The 19,594-nt window shown below is 67.7% G+C and carries 16 protein-coding genes; 2 read left to right on the top strand and 14 right to left on the bottom strand.

What is annotated here, in order from left to right; all coding sequences use genetic code 11:
* Positions 1–93 precede the first annotated feature (93 nt).
* A complete protein-coding gene (locus tag IEV87_RS14885; protein ID WP_188478591.1) occupies positions 94–2,586 on the top strand; it encodes a GcvT family protein in 2,493 nt (830 codons plus the stop codon).
* A 263-nt stretch (positions 2,587–2,849) separates the two neighbouring features.
* Here the strand turns inward: IEV87_RS14885 and IEV87_RS14880 are convergent, their stop codons facing one another.
* Genes IEV87_RS14880 through IEV87_RS14865 form a run of 4 tightly spaced genes read right to left on the bottom strand, consistent with a single transcriptional unit; the run spans position 2,850 to position 5,841 of the window.
* On the bottom strand, positions 2,850–3,506 hold the full coding sequence (locus IEV87_RS14880; RefSeq protein ID WP_188478590.1) for a DUF938 domain-containing protein: 657 nt from the start codon (positions 3,504–3,506) through the stop codon (positions 2,850–2,852).
* Entirely contained in the window at positions 3,503–4,579 is a 1,077-nt protein-coding gene (locus IEV87_RS14875; protein WP_188478588.1) for an NAD(P)/FAD-dependent oxidoreductase, read from the bottom strand. Before IEV87_RS14875 ends, IEV87_RS14880 begins: the two co-directional genes overlap by 4 nt.
* A 30-nt stretch (positions 4,580–4,609) precedes the next feature.
* Complete coding sequence (locus tag IEV87_RS14870) at positions 4,610–5,266, bottom strand: pyridoxamine 5'-phosphate oxidase family protein (protein ID WP_188478586.1); 657 nt, start codon at positions 5,264–5,266, stop codon at positions 4,610–4,612.
* Complete coding sequence (locus IEV87_RS14865; RefSeq protein ID WP_188478584.1) at positions 5,263–5,841, bottom strand: TetR/AcrR family transcriptional regulator; 579 nt, start codon at positions 5,839–5,841, stop codon at positions 5,263–5,265. The genes IEV87_RS14870 and IEV87_RS14865 overlap by 4 nt, the downstream gene beginning before the upstream one ends.
* 228 nt (positions 5,842–6,069) lie before the next feature.
* Here IEV87_RS14865 and IEV87_RS14860 point away from each other — a divergent pair, with 228 nt between their 5' ends.
* Positions 6,070–7,332 (top strand): MFS transporter, encoded by a 1,263-nt coding sequence (locus IEV87_RS14860; protein ID WP_188478583.1) that lies wholly within the window; start codon positions 6,070–6,072, stop codon positions 7,330–7,332.
* 150 nt (positions 7,333–7,482) lie between these two features.
* Here the strand turns inward: IEV87_RS14860 and IEV87_RS14855 are convergent, their stop codons facing one another.
* The 10 genes from IEV87_RS14855 to IEV87_RS14810 all read right to left on the bottom strand — a co-directional run bounded on the left by IEV87_RS14855 (position 7,483) and on the right by IEV87_RS14810 (position 19,546).
* Positions 7,483–8,568: a BMP family ABC transporter substrate-binding protein gene (locus IEV87_RS14855; RefSeq protein ID WP_188478581.1), complete on the bottom strand. Its 1,086-nt coding sequence runs from the start codon at positions 8,566–8,568 to the stop codon at positions 7,483–7,485.
* Positions 8,569–8,611: 43 nt separating this feature from the next.
* Positions 8,612–9,532, bottom strand: coding sequence for an ABC transporter permease (locus IEV87_RS14850; protein WP_188478578.1), 921 nt, complete (start codon positions 9,530–9,532; stop codon positions 8,612–8,614).
* Positions 9,532–10,614, bottom strand: coding sequence for an ABC transporter permease (locus IEV87_RS14845; protein ID WP_188478576.1), 1,083 nt, complete (start codon positions 10,612–10,614; stop codon positions 9,532–9,534). Before IEV87_RS14845 ends, IEV87_RS14850 begins: the two co-directional genes overlap by 1 nt.
* Before the next feature lie 60 nt (positions 10,615–10,674).
* Positions 10,675–12,192, bottom strand: coding sequence for an ABC transporter ATP-binding protein (locus IEV87_RS14840; protein WP_188478574.1), 1,518 nt, complete (start codon positions 12,190–12,192; stop codon positions 10,675–10,677).
* Positions 12,189–13,118, bottom strand: coding sequence for a xanthine dehydrogenase accessory protein XdhC (gene xdhC, locus IEV87_RS14835; protein WP_188478572.1), 930 nt, complete (start codon positions 13,116–13,118; stop codon positions 12,189–12,191). The genes IEV87_RS14840 and xdhC overlap by 4 nt, the downstream gene beginning before the upstream one ends.
* Positions 13,111–15,519, bottom strand: coding sequence for a xanthine dehydrogenase molybdopterin binding subunit (gene xdhB / locus IEV87_RS14830; RefSeq protein ID WP_188478571.1), 2,409 nt, complete (start codon positions 15,517–15,519; stop codon positions 13,111–13,113). Before xdhB ends, xdhC begins: the two co-directional genes overlap by 8 nt.
* Positions 15,516–16,874 carry a xanthine dehydrogenase small subunit gene (xdhA, locus tag IEV87_RS14825; protein ID WP_188478570.1) on the bottom strand — a complete coding sequence of 453 codons (1,359 nt, stop codon included), beginning with the start codon at positions 16,872–16,874 and terminating at the stop codon, positions 15,516–15,518. Before xdhA ends, xdhB begins: the two co-directional genes overlap by 4 nt.
* Positions 16,875–17,039: 165 nt before the next feature.
* On the bottom strand, positions 17,040–17,798 hold the full coding sequence (locus IEV87_RS14820) for a LamB/YcsF family protein (protein ID WP_188478569.1): 759 nt from the start codon (positions 17,796–17,798) through the stop codon (positions 17,040–17,042).
* Complete coding sequence (locus tag IEV87_RS14815; protein WP_188478568.1) at positions 17,799–18,806, bottom strand: biotin-dependent carboxyltransferase family protein; 1,008 nt, start codon at positions 18,804–18,806, stop codon at positions 17,799–17,801.
* Positions 18,803–19,546 (bottom strand): 5-oxoprolinase subunit B family protein, encoded by a 744-nt coding sequence (locus IEV87_RS14810; RefSeq protein WP_188478567.1) that lies wholly within the window; start codon positions 19,544–19,546, stop codon positions 18,803–18,805. The genes IEV87_RS14815 and IEV87_RS14810 overlap by 4 nt, the downstream gene beginning before the upstream one ends.
* Between the last annotated feature and the right edge of the window lie 48 nt (positions 19,547–19,594).

Genomic DNA, 19,594 nt, shown 5'->3' with positions numbered 1-19,594 from the left:
TGTCGCTTTCCGCATCCGAAATGTCGGCTGGACCGCCCGCGCGTTGCTGCGCCTGCTACAGAAAGCGACAGGTCCAACCCGGAGAACCCGCCCATGAAGTCGCATGTCAAAGCCCTTGTCGTCGGCGGTGGTGCCGTCGGTACGTCGATCGCCTACCACCTCGCCCGCGCGGGCTGGAACGACGTGATGCTGCTGGAACGCGACGAACTGACCTCCGGTTCGACCTGGCACGCCGCCGGGCTGCTGCCGCTGTTCAACATGAGCTATGCGACCACCCACATCCACAAGTATTCGGTCGAGTTCTACAAGTCGCTCGAGGCAGAGACGGGCCTGAACGCGGGCTTCTCCATCGTCGGCAACCTGCGCATGGCACAGACCCAGGACCGGATGGACGAATACATGCTCTACGCCTCCACCGCCGAAACGGCGGAGGTGCCCTACGAATGGATGACCCCGGGCCAGATCAAGGACCGCTGGCCACTGGTGCATGTCGATGACCTGAAGGGGGCGATCTATCACCCGACCGACGGCTACATCAATCCGGCTGACGTGACGATGGCCATGGCCAAGGGCGCGCGCCAACGCGGCGTCATGATCGAGCGCAAGTGGCAGGTCGACGCCTACCACTGGACCGGATCGGAATGGCAGGTCACCTGCACCAAGATGGTCGAGCGCGGCGGCAACCTCGTCCCGTCCGAGGAACAGACCGTCATCACCGCCGAACATGTCGTCACCGCCACCGGCAACCACGCGCAGCGCACGGCGAAACTGCTTGGCATCAAGACCCCCGCGATCCCGGTGGAACACCAGTTCATCGTGACCGAACCCGACCCGGCGCTGGTCGAATACCGCAGGAACGGCGGGGCGGAGCATCCGGTGCTGCGCGACGCGGATGCCAAATGGTACGTGCGCGAGGAACGCGGCGGCTGGATCCTCGGCCCATACGAACGCAACGCACCCGCGCGCTTTGCCTATGGCGTGCCCGACAGCTTCCGCGCCGACCTCTTCCCGCTGGACCTTGAGCGGATCGAAGAGGAATACATGTCCATGATCCACCGCCTGCCGACGTCGGAGACCGTGGGCCTCAAGGACGACTTCAACGGCCCGATCTGCTACACCCCCGACGGCAACCCGCTGATCGGCCCCGCACCGGGCCTGCGCAACATGTGGCTGGCCGAGGGCTTCTCCTTCGGGATCACGGCCGCCGGCGGCACCGGCCACTACCTCGCCCAGATGATGGTGGAGGGAGAGGCCGAAATCGACATGGCCTCCCTCGACCCGAAACGCTACGGGTCCTGGATGACCACCGACTACGCGGTGGCCAAGAACGAGGAAGCCTACGAACACGTCTTCATCCTCCACCACCCGGACGAAGAGCGGGAACGCGCCCGCGCCCTGCGTACCTCTCCGGCCTACGATCGCCAGAAGGCGCGCGGCGCACAGTTCGGTCAGGTCAACGGGTGGGACCGCCCGAACTACTACGCTCCGCAAGGGTTCGACGATCACGCCTCCCGGTCCTTCCGGCGCGGTGGCTGGTGGCAATACGCTGTGGAAGAGGCGAAGGCGATCCGCGAGGGCGTCGGCCTGATCGACGCCACCGCCTTCACGAAGCACCTGCTCAAGGGGCGGGGGGCCACCGCCTTCCTCGACTGGTTTACCTGTAACAAATTGCCGAAGGTCGGCCGGATCAACCTGACCTACGCGCTGACTTCTGCCGGGACGACGCGCACCGAATACACCATCGTGCGCCTGGCCGAGGATACCTACTACCTCGTCTCCGCCGGCGCATGGACCGCCTATGACAGCGATTTCCTGATGAAGGCGATCGAGGACAAGATGGACGACTTCGGCTGGATGTCCTGCCATGACGTGACGACCCAATGGGGCGTTTTCGCCATCGCCGGACCGAAGTCGCGCGACGTGCTGAAAGAGGTCATCCGCGACGCCGACCCGGAAACCGCGCTGTCCAACAAGCGGTTCCCCTGGCTTTCGGCCCGCCAGATCGAACTGGGCATGTGCCCGGTCAACGCGATCCGCGTCGCCTATACCGGCGAACTGGGCTGGGAACTGCACCACCCGATCGAGATGCAGAACTACCTCTTCGACCTGCTGATGGACGCCGGAGAGAAGCACGGCATCAAGCTTGTCGGTGCCCGCGCCCAGAACTGGCTGCGTCAGGAAAAAAGCTACCGCGCCTTCGGCACCGAACTGGGCCGCGACGCGACGCCGCTTGAAGCCGACCTGCCGCGCTTCGTGGACCTCGGCAAGGAGTTCCACGGCAAGGCGGCGATGGAGAAGACCGGTGTGCGCGCGAAATGCGTCACCCTGCTGATCGACGGGCCGGAGGATGCCGATCCCTGGGGCCGCGAGGCGCTCTATGACGGCGACACCAAGGTCGGCCGCCTGACCTCCGGCGGTTACTCCGTCGCCTTCGGCAAGAGCATCGGCATGGGTTACGTCACCCCCGAGCTCGCCGTGCCGGGCAAGAAGCTGAAGGTGCGGATGTTCACCAAACTCTGGGATGCGGTCGTGACGGAGGACAGCCCCTACGACCCGAAGAACGAAACCATCCGCAAGGACGGCTGAACCCAGAGCAGGGCGGGCGCGGCCACGCCCGTTGCCTTCGGCGAGGATATTTGGGGCAAGATGAAACCGGGATCGGCCCCCCGCCGGCCGCCGTTTTGGCAGTGCTGCGGGGGGCTTTCACCTTGCGCGGTCATCGGCGTCCCCGCCTGTACCGCGCCTCTTGATAGCCGTGGCAGGGTTAAGATTGTCTTTCATCTTGCCGGAAAATATCCCGGGGTGAGGCGCGGCACGCGCCGAGGGGCAGCGCCCCTTGCACAACCGTGTCAACTGCGGCGGGCGAGGAAGGCGAGGTTGTTGGCGGGCATCTCGACCCGCTCCTCCACGATCATTCCGCTTTCGGCGATCAGCCGCGCGATGTCCGTATCGGATTTATAGCCGATCGTCGGGTCCGCGCCGGTCAGTTCCGCATGGAATCGCCGGTCGCCATCGGATGTCAGGGTTCCGCTTCGCATGAAGGGACCGTAGAGGATCAGCGTGCCGCCGTGGGCCAGCGCGTGGCCTGCCTCTTCGATCAGGGTTGTGACGGCGGCCATCGGGATCAGGTGCAGCAGGTTGGCCAGCAGGATCAGATCCTGCGGCGTGACGTCGGCGGACCAGCCTGGGCGGGTGGCGTCCAGCATGCGCGCCGGGCGGACGTTGGCCAGGCCCGCCAGTCGGACATGGGCGTCGATGGAGGCGATGCGGTCTGGGTCGAGCTCCGTCGGTTGCCAGGTCAGATGCGGCAGTCGGGCGGCGTTGGTCACGACATGCTGGCCGGTGCCGGAGGCAATCTCGAGCGCGCCGGAGGCGGGGCGGCCCTTCATGGCGTGCTCCAGCAGATCGGCGATGACCCCGGCGTTGCGCGCGGCGGAGGGGGCGTGCAGGCGGCCGTCTCCGGTGTCATGGGCCACGCTGGCCGAAGGCGGCAGGCGCGGGCTCACCGGAACCGCCCCGGGCTGAGGGCGGCGACGACGGGAGCGGGCAGGTCGCTCGGAGTGCCGTTGACCAGCGCGCGGGTCAGGGCCGCCGCCGCCGGGGCGGTCTGGAAGCCATAGCCGCCCTGTCCCGCCAGCCAGACGAAGTCCGCGCAGACCGGGTCGCGGCCGATCACCAGCGTGCGGTCCGGGGCGAAGGTGCGCAGGCCCGCCCATGTTGACTGAACGCGGGTCACGGCCATCGTCACCTGTGCTTCGAACCGGGCGAGGCCCTCGGCGATGACCATGTCGTCGGCCCAGGCGTCCATCGGGTCCGAGGGGTCTTCCTCTCCGGGCGAGACGATCAGCATCCCGGCGTCAGGCTTGGCGTACCAGGCCTCTCCGACAACGTCGACGAAGGGCCATGTCGCGGGGTCGAGGCCATCGGGAAGGGGGATGCGGGCCATGGAGCGGCGCAGCGGAGTGAGGCCGATCCGGGGCAGGCCGGCGCGCGCGGCGATCTCGTCCGCCCAGGCTCCGGCGGCATTGACGAGGGTTGTCGCCGTGTATTCGGCGTCGCCCGTGGTGACCCGCCAGGGGCCCGGACCGGAGATCGCCTGCACCTTCTGCCCGGTCCGGATCGTCGTGCCGTTGGCAAGCGCCCGACGGCGGGCGTTCTGCACCAGCAGGTCGGTGTCGATGTCATGGGCATCCTCGCGCAGCGCCGCGAAGGGGCTGGCCACGGGGTCGAGGATGGGGAAGCGGGCGCGCGCCTCTTCCGTGGGGATGCGGGTGAGGCCGAATGCGGCGGCTTCGCGGATGAAGGCCTCCTCACTGTCCGGCGGGCCGAGCAGCATCATCGCGCGGGGGGTGAGAACGCCGCCGTCGGCATGCAGGTGGTGGTCGGCGCTGGCGGTGTTGAGCGCGCGGACCGTGTCGTTGCCGTAACCTTCGAGGAACATCGCCGCCGAGCGGCCGGAGGCATGGTAGGCAAGCTGCGGTTCGGCTTCGAGCAAGGTGACGGACGCGTGGGCGGAAAGCTCTGCTGCAGCGGTCAACCCGGCCACGCCGCCGCCAATTATAAGGATATCGCTGGTCATGGCGCGACCCTGACAGGACGGCGGGCCGCGTCAAGGGGTGCCCGGCTCTTCACCCCTACCGGCCTGATTCCGGGCGCGTTCGGCGGCAAGGTCGGCCTCCAGCCGGGCGATATGCGCGCCGAGGCGCTGCAGCTCCGGCTGCAGGTCGGCGGCGGTGAAGCGCGGTTCGATGTGCTGGGGACAGTTCCAGTCAAAGGCCTCCACGGTGATGACGATGCCATGTTCCACCGGCCCCTGCGCAGCGCCGGTGAGCGTGGCCATGAGCGTCGGTTCCGCCTCGGGATCGGTCAGGCGTGCGCGGCCGATCAGTTTCAGGCGGGCGCGGTTGGGATAGTCCATCAGGAACAGCGACACCCGGTTGTCCACGCCGAGGTTGCCGAGGCTGATGTACTGCCGGTTGCCGCGCAGGTCGGCAAAGCCGATCGTCCGGTCGTCGATCACCCGCAGGAAGCCGCGCGGGCCGCCCCGGTGCTGGATGTAGGGCCAGCCGGTTTCGGTGACGCTGGCCATGTAGAAACTGTCGCGGGCGGCGATGAAGGCGGCGGCCTCGGGCGTCAACCTGTCGGGTTCCGCGGCCTCCTCGCCGTGCTTGGCGAGGTACGCCGCGTAGGGCGCGCGGCTGCCGTGGCGATCCTGCTCGGCCTGCACGGCGGGGGTGAAGAGGACGGACTGGTAGCGGGCGGTCATCGGCGGTCTCCGGAGATCAGGAGGGTATCGCGGATGCCTGCCATGGCCTCCGCGAAGGGGCGGGTGTCGTTCAGGCCGCGCGCCATGACGAGGCTGCCCTGCAGCAGGGCGACGGCGCGGATTGCTCGGCTTGCGGCGGTATCGGCCGGGTGGCCGGCGTCGGCGGCGAGGCGGGCGAAGGCGTCGGTCAGGGCGATGAACCCGGCCCGGATGCTTTCTGCGGTGGCCGCGCTTTCCCCCGCGGGCGAGGCGAGTTGGTTGAGCAGGCAGGACAGTCGCCCGTTATCGTAGAACTGCGCGAGGCTCCTCAGCGCATGGTCCAGCCGGTCGGCAGGCGCGCCGGGGCCGTCGAGCGGGGCGATGACATGGGCGGCGAACCAGTCGAACGCATCGGCCAGTACCTCCTCTGCCATCTGCGCCTTTCCGCCCGGAAAGCGGTGGTAGAGGCTTGCTTTCTTCAGCCCCGCAGCCCCTGCCAGCGTAGTCAGGGAGGCACCGTCGTAGCCATCGGCGCGGAACACGCCGGTCAGGCGGGCGATCAGAGCGGGGTCGTCGACGGCCTTGGGGCGCGGCATGGTCCGGGCTTTCGCGGTGATTCCGGCACGCCGGAATCAGTGATCGGAACTTCTTTTTTATTACCGAACGGTCGGTAATTTTCAATAGGACGATGTGAAACTCTCAAAGGCAGGCGGAAGACCACCGCCGGGGCGACATGATCCGATTTCACCGGGCCGAGGTCGCTTTCCGGCATGCAATGGCACGCAATCCGCGCTTCCTGAGCCCGAAAGACCCGGATAACCGACATGCACGACCGCCGAATCCCCGAATGGCTTCGCCACGCCCCCGCGCCGGGCGTCCGGGGCTTTGCCACCCTGGCCGCGATGGAGGCGGTGGCGCGCGGCATCCTCGTATCCGTCTTTCCGCTGGCGATGTACCGGGCGCTTGGCGATGCGCGGCTGGTGTCGGAGGTCTATTTCCTCGTCGGGCTCTGTTCCCTCTTCGTGGGGCTGTCGGTGCCGTACCTGACCCGTTTTCTGCCGCGGCGCTGGCTCTACGTCGCCGGAACGCAGATGTTCGCGGCGGGGTCATTGCTGGCGATGACGGGCGATCCGGCGGCCACGGTGGCAGGGCTCGGCTTCGTTACGGTTGCGGTCGTGGTGACCTTCGTCTGCTTCAACGCCTACGTTCTGGACTACATCGCGCGTGTCGAACTGGGTCGGCTGGAGACATCCCGGCTGTTCTACAGCGCACTTGGCTGGACCGTGGGCCCGGCGCTCGGGGTGTTCCTTTACACGCTGTGGCCGGCGGCGCCTTTCGTGATCTCTCTCCTGGCGGCTTACGCGATGCTTGTTGTGTTCGTCATCATGCGGCTCGGCAACGGGCGGCTGATCGTCAGGGCGCATCAGCCATCGGCCAACCCTTTCGCCTATTTCCGCCGGTTCTTCGCACAGTCGCGGCTGATCGCGGGTTGGCTGTTCGCAGTGCTCCGGTCCTGCGGATGGTGGGTCTACGTCGTCTACCTGCCGATCTTCGCGGTACAGTCGGGACTTGGCGAACGGCTTGGCGGGGTGGCGCTGTCGCTGTCCAACGCGGCGCTGTTCCTGTCGCCGCTGATGCTGCGGTTCATCCAGCGCACCTCTGTCCGGCGGGCGGTGCGCACGGGTTTCGTGGCGGGGGCGATGCTGTTCCTGTCGGCGGGGGCACTGCACGGGGTGCCGGAACTGGCGGTGCTTTGCCTGATGGCCGGGTCGTTCTTCCTGATCCTGCTGGACGTGAGCGCGGGCCTGCCCTTCCTGCTGGCCGTCAAACCTTCGGAGCGGACGGAGATGTCTGCGATCTATTCCAGCTTCCGCGACGTGTCGGGCATCCTGACTCCGGGCGTGGCCTGGGCGGTGCTGCTCTTCGCTCCGGTCTGGGGCGTCTTCGTCGCGGGCGGGGCGGGGCTGCTGGTGGCCTGGGGGCTGGCCGGGTCCCTGCACCCGAGGCTGGGCCGCGCGAAGGTCGCGGCCGAGGGATATCCGACGGTTGGCGGCGGACACAAGGGCGCGGTGGCAGAGGCGGTGTAGGCAGGCATGGCGGGTCTGAACCCATTCCGCCGTCTGGCGTAGGGTGGTTTTTCAACCCACCACCCAATCCACCACCGAGGCCATTATCCGGACCAGACAAAAGGGGCGGCCCGTGAAGGCCGCCCCATGTCATGCCTGATCCTGCAACCCTTACTGCGGGATCTCGCCTTCGATCCCCTCGACGTAGAAATTCAGACCGGCCAGCGTGCCGTCATCCGCAACCTCGCCCTCGGCAAGCCAGTCGGACCCGTCCTGCTTCTTCAGCGGGCCGGTGAAGGGGTGGTATTCGCCGGACGCGATCTTGTCCTTCAGCGCCATCGCCTCGGCCTTGACCTCCGCCGGGACCGCGTCGGTGATCTCACCGATGCCGACCATGCCAGCGCCGATGCCGTCCCAGGTCATCTCGGACTTCCAGGTGCCGTCGATCACGGCCTGGGTCTGCTTGATGTAGTAGGGCGCCCAGTTGTCGATGATCGAGGAGACGCGCGGCGACGGCGCATACTCCGCCATGTCCGACGCCTGACCAAAGCCGATCACGTTGCCCGCCGCCTGCGCCGCCGCCAGAGGCGCGGTGGAGTCGGTGTGCTGAAGGATCACGTCCGCGCCCTGTTCGATCAGCACCTTGGCGGCGTCGGCCTCTTTCGCCGGATCGAACCAGGTGAAGGCCCAGACGATCTTGAACTGGACGTCGGGATTGACCTTCTTGGCGTGGATATAGGCAGAGTTGATGCCGCGGATGACTTCAGGGATCGGGTAGGAGCCGATGTAGCCGATCACGTTGCTCTTGGTCATGTGGCCGGCGATGGTGCCCTGCACGGCGCGGCCTTCGTAGAAGCGTGCGGAATAGGTGCCGACGTTCTCGGCTGTCTTGTAGCCGGTGGCGTGTTCGAACTTCACGTCCGGGAACTTCTTGGCGACGTTGATGGTCGGGTCCATGTAGCCGAAAGAGGTGGTGAAGATCAGCTTCGCCCCGTCCAGCGCCATCTGGGTCATCACGCGTTCGCTGTCCGGCCCCTCGGGCACGGATTCGACGAAGACGGTCTCGACCTGGTCTCCGAAGTGCTTTTCGACCGCCTGACGGCCCTTGTCGTGTTCATAGGTCCAGCCGCCGTCGCCGACGGGGCCGACATAGACGAAGCCGACCTTGGTCTTTTCCTGTGCGAAGGCGGTGCCCGCGGCCGCCAGCGACATCGCCATGGCGGCGCCGGTCAGAAGGGCGCGTTTGGTAAGGTTCATAGTGGTCTCCCTGTTGGTCTTCTGTTCTGGTCGTCCCGGTCCGTCAGTGCGTCGCATGGAAGACGCGGCCAAGCGAGGCAGGGGCGCGGCTCTTGTCAGCGGACATGATGACCAGGACGAGGATGGTGATCAGGTATGGTGACATGGAAAGGTATTCGACGGGAATCGCAAGCCCCGCTGCCTGAAGATTAAGCTGCAACACGGTGACCCCGCCAAAAAGATAAGCTCCGAGCAGAACGCGCCAGGGCTTCCATGAGGCGAAGACCACGAGCGCGAGGGCGATCCAGCCGATCCCGGCGGTCATCCCCTCGGTCCACTGTGGCACGCGGATCAGGCTGATATAGGCCCCGCCGAGCCCGGCGCAGGCCCCGCCGAAGGCAATCGCCATGACCCTGATGCGGATCACCTTGTAGCCAAGCGCATGGGCGGCGTCGTGGTTCTCTCCGACCGCGCGCAGGACCAGCCCGGCACGGGTGTATTTCAGGAAGGCCCAGGTTGCGGCGACCAATGCCAACCCGAAATAGACCATCAGGTCATGGCCGAAGAGGATGCGTCCTACCACCGGCAGGTCGCTCAGCATGGGAATGTCGAGCCGCGGCGTCGCGGGCGGCTTGATGCCCTGGTAGCCCTGACCCAGAAGCGCCGACAGGCCCAGCCCGAACAACGTCAGCGCCAGTCCCGATGCCACCTGGTTGGCCAGGGCGAACTGCGTCAGGAAGGCAAACAGCATCGACAGCAGCGCGCCGCCCCCGGCCGCCGCGACAAACCCGAGCAGCGGCGATCCGGTCTGCACCGCCACGGCAAAGCCGCAGATCGCACCCGTGATCATCATGCCCTCTACGCCGAGGTTCAGCACCCCGGCGCGTTCCACGATCAGCTCTCCGATCGCGGCGATCATCACGGCGGTCGCGGCCACCATGAGCGAGGCGACCAGCAGGACGGGATTGATTGCGGACAGGTCCATCACGCGGCCTCCCTTTGGCCGAAGCGGATGCGGTAGCCGGTCAGCACGTCGACCGCCAGCAGGAAGAACAGCAGCATCCCCTGGAACATCTGGATCGCGGCGGAGGGCAGGCCGAGCGAGGACTGCGCGATTTCTCCGCCGATATAGGTCAGCGCCATCAGCAGCCCGGCCAGCAGGATGCCGACCGGGTGCAGGCGGCCAAGGAAGGCGACGATGATCGCGGTAAAGCCGTAGCCGGTGTTGAAGTCGATGGTGATCTGCCCGGCGGGGCCCGAAGCCTCGAACATCCCCGCCAGCCCGGCGAAGGCACCCGAGATTCCGAGGCAGAACAGGATCAGCCGCGAGGGCGAGACGCCGGCGAATTTCGCCGCGCGCGGCGCTTCTCCGGTCAGGCGGATGTGGTAGCCAAGCTGGTGACGGCTCAGCAGCACATAGGCGAAGATCACCGCGATCAGCGCGGCGGCGACGCCCCAGTGCATGCCGGTGCCCTCGAATATCTCGGCATTATGGGCCGACGGATACTGTTGCAGATTGCGCGAGCCGGGAAAGCCGAAGCCCTGCGGGTTCTTCAGCAGACCGAGGGAGACAGAGGCGAGGAACTGCTCCGCCACGTAGACCAGCATGAGGGAGACGAGGATCTCGTTTGTGCCGAACTTCACTTTCAACACTCCGGGGATCATCGCCCAGACCCAGCCCCCGAGCGCACCCGCCAGCACCATGATCGGAAATATGTACCACGCCTCCAGCGGATAAAACGCCAGCCCGGCCCCCGCTCCGCAGATGGCGCCCATGATGTATTGCCCCTCGGCCCCGATGTTCCAGATCCCGGCGCGGAAGCCGAGGCTCAGCCCGATGGCGATCAGGATCAGCGGGCCCCCCTTCACCAGAAGCTGCGGGCGGTAGAAGAAGGCATATTGCCCGAAGAGCGGGTCCCAGAAGATCGTGCGTATGGCGACCAGCGGATCCTTCCCAAGCGCCGCGAACAGCAGCCCTCCGAAGATCATCGTCGCGATCACCGCCATCACCGGCGTGGCCCAGGCAAAGACCGCCGAGGGCTGCAGCCGCTTCTCAAGCCTCACCATGCACCGCGTCCCCCGGCCTTCATCTTGCCTGAAATATCCCCGCCGGAGGCATCCAACGCCCTACACATGCGCCACCTCCATGTCGTGCGACCCGCCCATCATCAACCCGATCTCGTCCACCGTCAGACCCTTGGCGGGGCGGATCTCGCTCAGCCGTCCCTCGTTCAGGGCGCCGAAACGGTCCGAGACTTCCATGAGTTCGTCCAGGTCCTGCGAGATGACGACCACCGCCGCCCCGCCGGCGGCAAGGTCCAGCAGTGCCTGACGGATCACCGCCGCCGCCATGGCGTCCACGCCCCAGGTCGGCTGGTTGACGACCAGAACCTGCGGGTCCTGCATCACCTCGCGCCCGATCACGAATTTCTGGAGGTTCCCGCCCGACAGCGACCGTGCCGCGTTCTCGGTCCCCGGCGTGCGCACGTCGAACCGCGCGATGACCTCCTTGGCGAAGTCGCGCGCGCGGCCCCAGTTCAGGAAGCCGCCCGACACGATGCCCTTGCGCTCCGCACCGGTCAGCGCGGCGTTTTCGGTCAGCGACATGTCCGGCGCGGCCGCATGGCCAAGCCGTTCCTCCGGCGCGGTCAGCAGGCCCATACGCCGCCGTTCGCCCGGCCCGGCCGCGCCGACCTCCGTGCCGTCCAGCACGACCATCGCCGATGCGGACCGCAACTCTCCGGACAGCGCGCCAAGCAGTTCGTCCTGCCCGTTGCCGGCGACCCCGGCCAGGCCCAGGACCTCGCCCGCGCGGACCTCAAGCGTGATGCCCTTCAGCGATGTCCCGAACTGGCCCGGCGATTTCACCGACAGCCCGTTGAGCGCCAGCCTGACCGCCCCGGGCTCCCTGTATTCGCGGGAGGGCACGTGCAATTCCGTGCCCACCATCAGCTCTGCCATCTCTCGCGCGGTGGTGTCGCGCGGGGTGCAGGTCGCCACCTTCTTGCCAAGCCTGAGGATGGTCGCCTCGTCGCAAAGCGCGCGGATTTCCTCAAGCTTGTGAGAGATATAGAGGATCGAGGTGCCCTCGGATTTCAGTTTCCGGAGCGTCTCGAAGAGGATGTTCACCTCCTGCGGGGTCAGGACCGAGGTCGGCTCGTCCATGATCAGCAGCTTCGGGTTCTGGAGCAGGCAGCGGATGATCTCCACCCTCTGGCGTTCCCCGGCCGACAGGTCCCCGACCACCCGCCAGGGGTCGAGCGGCAGGCCGTAGGTTTCCGACACCTCGCGGATGCGTTTGGCCAGATCGCGCATCGCGGGCGGATCGGCCATTCCAAGCGCGATGTTCTCGGCCACGGTCAGCGCGTCGAAGAGCGAGAAGTGCTGGAACACCATCGCCACCCCCGCTGCCCGCGCTGCCTGCGGTTCGGGCGGCGCATAGGGGGCGCCGCGCACCCGCATCTCTCCGCTGTCGGGCTTGACCAGCCCGTAGATCATCTTGACCAGCGTTGATTTGCCCGCGCCGTTCTCGCCAAGCAGGGCGTGAACTTCGCCCGGCTGGATATCGAAGGAGACGTCGCTGTTGGCAACGACGCCGGGATAGGCCTTGGTCAGGCCGCGGATGGAAAGAAGCGGTTCGCTCACCCTGTCATGTCCCTTTGGGCGTCTTTTCGCGCCATGGCCGAGAGTAGCGTGGCGGCAACCCCTACGGCAATCTGTTGCGGATGCTTGCCAAGGCCGGGGTTGCCGATCGGGCAGGCGATGCCGTCGATCCGGGCAGTCGCGTGGCCCATGGCCGAAAGGCGCGACCGGAACCGGGCCCATTTGCTCTTCGACCCGATCACCCCGGCCGAGGCGAAACCACGGTGCAGCAGCGCATCGCAGAGCGCGAGGTCGATGGCGTGGGAATATGTCAGGATCAGGTGATGTGCCGTGACAGGAGCATGGGCCGCCAGCGTCTCCGGCCGCGCGGCGGGCAGTGCTGTGACACCCTGCGGCAGGGTCTCCGGAAATCGTTCCGCCGCCGTGTCCACCCATGTCACCGCGACACCCGGCAGCGGCGCGATCACCCCGACAATGGCCCGGCCCACATGGCCCGCGCCCCATACCCAGACCTCCGCCGTGGCCTGCCGCACCGGAGAGATCAGCCAGCCGTCAATCAGCCGCGTCGCCGCCGGAGCCGCACCGTTCCGCCCCCCGGCAATCGCGCGGACTACAGACAATGGTCTCTCGGCCGTCCCGTCGATCCGCCGTACGACCAGACCATTCTCGACCTCCGGCATCCCGGTCACAAGGTCCCAGGCCAGTACGACCGCCCCGCCGCAGCACTGGCCAAGGTCCGGACCAAGCGCCCGTTTCCCGACCCGCGCCGCCGCCAGCTCCCGTGCCACGCCAATCGCCTCAAGCTCCAGCGCCCCGCCGCCGATCGTGCCCGCGACCAGACCCGAGGCCGCGACGATCATCTCCGCCCCGACCTCACGCGGGGCCGATCCGCGTACGTCGGCGACAACCACCCGGACCACCCGTCCGTGAACCGCAAGAGCATCCCGCAGCGCGTCCAAATCAACCATGCCGCACCCTATCCACTGCCGCCAGAACCCGCTCCGGCGTTGCGGGGGCGTCGAGTGCCGGATAGGCGCTGCCACAGGCCGCCACCGCATCGGACAGCGCCATCAGCACGGAGATTCCCAGCATGAACGGCGGCTCCCCGACCGCCTTGGAGCGATAGATCGTCTCCGCCCGGTTTTCCCCGTCCCAAAGCGCGACGTTGAATATCTCTGGCCGGTCGCCGCAGGCGGGGATCTTGTAGGTGGAGGGCGCATGCGTCCGCAGCCGCCCCCTGTCGTCCCAGACCAGTTCCTCCGTCGTCAGCCAGCCCGCGCCCTGCACGAAGCCGCCCTCGATCTGCCCGATGTCGAGCGCCGGGTTCAGCGACCGCCCCACGTCATGCAGGATGTCGGTCCGCAGGATCCGGTACTCTCCGGTCAGCGTGTCGATGACGACCTCGGAACAGGCCGCGCCATGGGCGAAATAGAAGAACGGCCGTCCCTGACCCTTCACCCGGTCCCAGGCCAGCCCCGGTGTCTTGTAATACCCCGTGGAGGACAGGCTCACCCGGTTCTCATAGGCGATCTGTGCGGCGCGGGTGAAGCTGATCACCTCGCCGCCCGCCGTGACCTCGCCGTCCGCGAAGACCACCTTCGCGGGGGCGATCTGGTGAAGTTCGCCCAGGCAGGCGGCAATCCGGTCGCGTATGGTGTCGCAGGCCGCCTTCACCGCCATGCCGTTCAGGTCGGACCCGGAGGACGCCGCCGTGGCCGAGGTGTTCGGCACCTTGCCGGTGTCCGTCGCCGTGACCTTCACGACATCCATGGGCACGCCAAAACTCTCCGCCGCCACCTGCGCGACCTTCTGATAGAGCCCCTGGCCCATCTCCGTCCCGCCGTGGTTCACCTGGACCGACCCGTCCTGATAGACGTGGACCAATGCCCCCGCCTGATTGAGATGCGTCAGCGTGAAGGAGATCCCGAACTTCACCGGCGTCAGCGCGATCCCCCGCTTCAGCACGGGCTCGCGCGCGTTCCAGGCCGCCACCGCCTCCCGCCGCCCCGCATAGTCGCAGCCCGAAGCAAGCTGGTCCGTCATCGCGTTCAGAACAAAATCTTCGACCGCCATGCCGTAGGGCGTCGACTGTCCGCGCGCGGGGGCGACCGAGACGCGCTCCGCCGGTCCGCCGCGCGACGTCAGGTCCTCTTTGGTTTCCGAAATATCCTCGGGGGGGGCCGTCAGGCGGGGGGCAGACAGCCCCCCTGCTGCCTCATCCGCCGCCGCATCGGCATAATAGTTCACCCGCCGAACCGCCAGCGGGTCGAGGCCCAGAGCATGCGCAACGTGATCCACCACCCGTTCGATCCCGACCATGCCCTGCGGACCGCCAAAGCCGCGGAAGGCGGTGGCGGAACAGGTGTTGGTCTTCAGCCGGTGGCTCTCGATCCGGATGTGGTCCAGCAGGTAGGCGTTGTCCGCATGCAGCATGGCACGGTCCGCGACGGGCAGCGACAGGTCCTGCGACCAGCCGCAGCGCATCAGGTGGCGGAAGTCCACCCCAAGCAGCCGCCCGGTGTCGTCGAACCCGGCGCGATAGTCGATCCTCAGGTCGTGCCGCTTTCCGGTGATGACCATGTCGTCGTCGCGGTCATAGCGCATCCGGCAGGGGCGGCCCGTCAGGCGTGCGGCCACCGCGCATGAGACGGCCAGGGCATTGCCCTGAGATTCCTTTCCGCCAAAGCCGCCGCCCATGCGCCGCGTCTCGACCCGCACGGCATGCATGGGCAGACCAAGCGCCTCGGCCACCTTGTGCTGGATTTCGGTCGGGTGCTGGGTGGAGGAATGCACCACCATCTCGCCGCCGTCCTGCGGCAGGGCCAGCGCGGCCTGACCTTCCAGATAGAAATGCTCCTGTCCGCCGACCTCGAACGACCCTTCGACCCTGTGCGGGGCGGCGGCGATGGCCGTTTCGGCGTCGCCCTTGGTCCAGATCACCGGACCGCCCTCGAAACGGGAGTTGGCGGCCAAGGCCTCGTCCACGGTGAGGATCGGGGTTTCCTCGTCGATTTCCACCTTGCCTCGCCGCGCGGCCTTGCGGGCGGCGAGGTGGGTCTCCGCCACCACGAGGAACAGCGGCTGGCCAACGAAATGCACCCGGTCGGTGGCGAGCAGGGGTTCGTCGTGGATGGAGGGAGAGACGTCGTTGGCAAAGGGCAGATCTTCGGCGGTCAGCACGGCAACGACCCCCGGCGCGGCGCGGACGCCCGAGAGGTCCATCGCGCCGAGCCTGCCGCGCGCGACGGACGACGTCCCGAAGGCCAGCGACAGCGTTCCGGCGGGCGCGGGTATGTCGTCGACATAGCGCGCAGCGCCGGTGACATGCAGCGGCGCGGCGTCGTGGGGAAGCGGCTTGCCGGTGCTCATGCCCGGACCTCCCTGACCTGAGTTGCGGTCCCCTGACCCTCAAGCCAGTAGCGGCGGAGCATGTTCTTCGCGGCGGCGAGGCGGTAGTCGGCGGAGGCCCGCATGTCGGACATGGGCGAGTAGTCTTTCGCCCATTCCTGCGCGGCGCGGTCCAGTGCGGCCCCGTTGAAGGGCTGGCCGGTCAGGGCCGCTTCGACATGGGTGGCGCGTTTCGGAATGCCCGCCATGCCGCCAAAGGCAATGCGGGCTTTCGTAACGACACCGTCCATCACCGTCAGGTTGAAACAGCCCAGCACCGCCGAAATATCCTGATCGAAGCGTTTGGAGAGCTTGTAGCAGGCCAGCCGCTGCGCTTTTTTCGGGATCGTGACGGCCTCGACAAACTCTCCCTTGGCGCGGTCCTGCTTGCCGTAGTCGAGGAAGAAATCCTCCAGCGGCATCTCCCGCCGCTCCGTCCCCCTGCGCAGGTGAAGGGTCGCGCCGAGGGCGATCAGCGCGGGCGGGTTGTCCCCGATCGGGGAACCGTTCGCGATGTTGCCACCAATGGTCGCGGCCTGCCGTACCTGCTCCGATCCATAACGCCGCACCATCGCGCCGTAGCCGGGATGGACGCGGTCGAGAACGGGCAGCAGGGCGGCCATGGTGACGCCCGCACCGACGCGCAGGGCGTCATCCGTGTCCTCAATCCCTTGCAAGTCGCCGCAGCGGTTCAGGAAGGCGACGTCGGTCAGGTCGCGCAGCTGCTTCGTTACCCAGAGGCCGACATCCGTGGCCCCGGCAATCAAGGTCCCCTCGGGGTGTGCGGCGTACCATTCTGCGAGGTCATCCGAGGTCTCGGGCGCAATCGCCAGCGCCGCGACCTCAGGTGCCTTGTCGCGGATCCAGTCCGGGACGGTGGCGCGCTCAGCCGCCTTCGCGGCCTTCACGATCGGCGCGTAGCCCGTACAGCGGCAGAGGTTGCCCGCAAGGATCGTGTCGTGATCCGTATCCCCGCGCGCATGCGCCGCGGCCATGGAGGCGATGAAGCCGGGGGTGCAGAAGCCGCATTGGGATCCGTGATGGTCCACCATCGCCTTCTGGACAGGGTGCAGCGTGCCATCGGGCGCGGCGATGCCTTCGACCGTGCGCACGGATTTGCCATGCAGCTGCGGCAGGAACAGGATGCAGGCATTCAGCGCCCGGACCCCGCTGTCGTCGGTCACCATCACGGTACAGGCGCCGCAGTCGCCTTCGTTGCAGCCCTCCTTGGTGCCGGTCAGGCGACGCTCCGCCCGCAGCCAGTCGAGCAGGGTGGTGGTGGGGGCGACCGAGGTGAGGTCGACCCGGTCTCCGTTCAGGTGAAAGGAGAGTGTCATGGCCATTAGTCCGCCGCCTTACCCGTTGCCCGTGGCGCCCGGTTCGATGCGGCGTAGAACCGGGCGGGCGTCCCGGCGCCCAGCAAAGCGGGTGTATACGGCCTTGGCAAGTGTTTGCTGAAAAATCAGGCGGGGCGCGGCGCGGTTCTGCCCGCGAAACCGGCGTCAGAGTTTTTTCAGCGAAATCCCTGCGGCGGTCAGGCTGTCACGGACAGAGGCGGCAATATCAATGGCTTCGGGTGTATCGCCGTGCAGGCAGATGGTGTCGATCCGGGTCGGGATGCGCTTTCCGTTTGCGGTGATGATCGCGCCCTCCTTCACCATCTCGGTGATGCGCGGACCGGCGAGTGCGGCGTCGTGGATTACCGCGCCGGGCAGCTTGCGGTCGACCAGGGTGGCGTCATCGTTATAGGCGCGGTCGGCGAAAATCTCTCCGGCGCGGTTGAGGCCAAGCGCCTCTGCCGCGGCCTCCTGAGCGGTGCCGGCGAGGGTCATGATGACGATGCCCGGCTGGACCTTTTCGGCGGCGGCATAGCATGTGCGGGCCATTTCGATATCTTCCGACGCCATGTTGGCCAGCGCGCCGTGCAGTTTCAGGTGCCGCAACTCACCGCCCGCAGCGCGGGCCATCGCCTGTGCCGCGCCAAGCTGGTAGGTGACGAGGTTGGCAAGCTCCTCTGACGAAAGCGAAATCCGGCGGCGTCCGAAACCCTGCACGTCAGCGAAACCGGGGTGTGCGCCGACGCCGACGCCCTTTTCCAGCGCCATGCGGAAGGTGCGGGCCATCACGTCCGCATCGCCCGCGTGAAAGCCGCAGGCGATGTTGGCCGAGGTCACGATGTCCAGCACCGCCGCATCGTTGCCCATGACCCAGGGGCCGAAGCTTTCGCCCATGTCCGCGTTCAGATCGACCGTCTTTGCCATTCAGGCCTCCGTTTCGTCGCCCCGGATCACGCCGCCGATCAGCTGATAGGAGAGCAGGTCCGGGATGTCATGGGGATCGCGCCTGAGCGGCTGGACGGCGCGGCGCAGGGTGGAAAGCAGGTCCGCTTCGGGCCGCCAGAGCGCGTCGGCCTCCTCCACCGTCAGCTCGGTAAAGGTCAGCGCGGTGCCCGGCGTGGCCTGGGCGACGCGGGGCAGGTCCTGCGGGATCACGGTACCGATGCGGGGGTAGCCGCCCATGGTCTGGCATTCCGACAGCAGCACGTAGGGAATCCCCTCGCCGGTCATCTGCACGTCGCCCGCCTGCATGATCTCGGACGCGAGCGCGCCGGTCCCGCTCGCAAAGGGCGCGCCGTCGAAATCGAGCCGGACGCCCTGACGGTTGCCGGTGCGCGACCGGGTGAAGGCGGTGGCGAAAAAGCGGGCGCGTGTGTCGTCATCGAACAGTCCGGTCTGCGGGCCGGGCATCAGGCGGATCGCGCCGCCGGTCAGGCGCGGCTCGGGCTTCAGCACCATGGGTGGGGCGTCGGGATGCGGATCCTTTCCCGCCGGCAGCCTGTCGCCCGGTTCCAGAACACGACCGATCCCGGCGGTGAGGTGCGCGGCGACGGAGCCCATCACGGGGGTGGTCTGGATGCCGCCTGCGGGGACGAGGTATCCGTAGGTCCCGGCGCGGGCAGCGCCGATCTTCAGCACCTCACCTGGGGCGAGGGTCAGGCAGGTGTTCCATTCGACCGGCTGACCGACGAGGCTCGCCTGCATCGTGGCCCCGGTCAGGGCGATGCGGGTGGCGGTGTCGGTCGTGACCTCGCAGCCCATCAACGCCATCTCGATCCCCGCGACGGGGGTCTTCAGGCCAAGCAGGGCGGCGGCCTCCAGCAACGCCAGACGGTCGGCGGCCCCCCCGCGCGACAGGCCCTCGGCCAGGCGGTGCGGGCGGCCCAAGTCCTGCACGGCGGCGGGGCCGGTGCGGTGGATGGTCAGGGTCATGTCAGCGCCTCGCAGGTCGCGCCCCCAAGGCCGTCCACATTGTCGGCCTCAAGCCCTGTCAGGTCCGCCGGGGTCATCGCTTCGAACCGGATCTCGTCCCCGGCCATCAGCGCCGTCGCCGGGTCGCGCGTCACGTCGAAGCCCTGGAACGCGGTCTGGCCGATGTGCCGCCAGCCGGTCGGCGTCGGGTTGGTGAAGATGATCAGCTGCCGGACGGCCGCGACAAGGGCGCGTCGGGGGATGTTCGGCGTGATCTCCTTCAGGCGCGGTACGTCCCATTCCTTCGGCATCAGCCCCATGTAGGGCAGGCCGGGGGTGAAGCCGATCGCCAGCACGCGCAGACGGGCGGCCAGCAGCGCCTCGCGCGCCGCGGCTTCCGACAGGCCTGCCGCTCCGGCCATCTCGCCGAACTGGGGGCCGTGCTCTCCGCCGATGACGACCGGGATGGTCCAGCGCCGTTTCGCCGCCGGAAGCGTCGCCTTTGCCAGATCGGCCGCCGCCGCGATTGTCTCTGCCGCTGCGCCGACCTCCGCCCGCGTGGTGCGGGCCGGATCGAAGCGCAGGTAGACGGAGGTCAGCGACCCGGCGATCTCCTCCACCCCGTGCGGAGCGGCGGTTTCGATGGCGGCGCGCAGGGCCTGCACGGCACCGACCGTCTGTTCCCTCGCGGTCAGGCCAAGGCGCAGGACGACTCCGTCCGGGCCGTGGGGCAGGATTTCGGGCATGAGGGTGTCGGTCATCGGTCTGGTCCGCCGTTTCGCCCGCAGGATCGGAGGAAAGCGGAGGAG

Origin of the sequence: Primorskyibacter flagellatus (assembly GCF_014638275.1) — a bacterium.
GTDB classification, from domain to species: Bacteria; Pseudomonadota; Alphaproteobacteria; order Rhodobacterales; family Rhodobacteraceae; genus Pseudooceanicola; species Pseudooceanicola flagellatus_A.
Note: the sequence above shows the minus strand (reverse complement) of the source record. Positions and strands in the feature narration are given on the sequence as shown.

Excerpts from the sequence above, each read along its gene's own strand:
- IEV87_RS14885 (WP_188478591.1), top strand. The coding sequence starts at position 94 with ATGAAGTCGCATGTCAAAGCCCTTGTCGTCGGCGGTGGTGCCGTCGGT.
- IEV87_RS14875 (WP_188478588.1), bottom strand. The coding sequence starts at position 4,579 with ATGACCAGCGATATCCTTATAATTGGCGGCGGCGTGGCCGGGTTGACC.
- IEV87_RS14870 (WP_188478586.1), bottom strand. The coding sequence starts at position 5,266 with ATGACCGCCCGCTACCAGTCCGTCCTCTTCACCCCCGCCGTGCAGGCC.
- IEV87_RS14865 (WP_188478584.1), bottom strand. The coding sequence starts at position 5,841 with ATGCCGCGCCCCAAGGCCGTCGACGACCCCGCTCTGATCGCCCGCCTG.
- IEV87_RS14860 (WP_188478583.1), top strand. The coding sequence starts at position 6,070 with ATGCACGACCGCCGAATCCCCGAATGGCTTCGCCACGCCCCCGCGCCG.
- IEV87_RS14855 (WP_188478581.1), bottom strand. The coding sequence starts at position 8,568 with ATGAACCTTACCAAACGCGCCCTTCTGACCGGCGCCGCCATGGCGATG.
- IEV87_RS14850 (WP_188478578.1), bottom strand. The coding sequence starts at position 9,532 with ATGGACCTGTCCGCAATCAATCCCGTCCTGCTGGTCGCCTCGCTCATG.
- IEV87_RS14845 (WP_188478576.1), bottom strand. The coding sequence starts at position 10,614 with ATGGTGAGGCTTGAGAAGCGGCTGCAGCCCTCGGCGGTCTTTGCCTGG.
- xdhC (WP_188478572.1), bottom strand. The coding sequence starts at position 13,118 with ATGGTTGATTTGGACGCGCTGCGGGATGCTCTTGCGGTTCACGGACGG.
- xdhB (WP_188478571.1), bottom strand. The coding sequence starts at position 15,519 with ATGAGCACCGGCAAGCCGCTTCCCCACGACGCCGCGCCGCTGCATGTC.
- xdhA (WP_188478570.1), bottom strand. The coding sequence starts at position 16,874 with ATGACACTCTCCTTTCACCTGAACGGAGACCGGGTCGACCTCACCTCG.
- IEV87_RS14820 (WP_188478569.1), bottom strand. The coding sequence starts at position 17,798 with ATGGCAAAGACGGTCGATCTGAACGCGGACATGGGCGAAAGCTTCGGC.
- IEV87_RS14815 (WP_188478568.1), bottom strand. The coding sequence starts at position 18,806 with ATGACCCTGACCATCCACCGCACCGGCCCCGCCGCCGTGCAGGACTTG.
- IEV87_RS14810 (WP_188478567.1), bottom strand. The coding sequence starts at position 19,546 with ATGACCGACACCCTCATGCCCGAAATCCTGCCCCACGGCCCGGACGGA.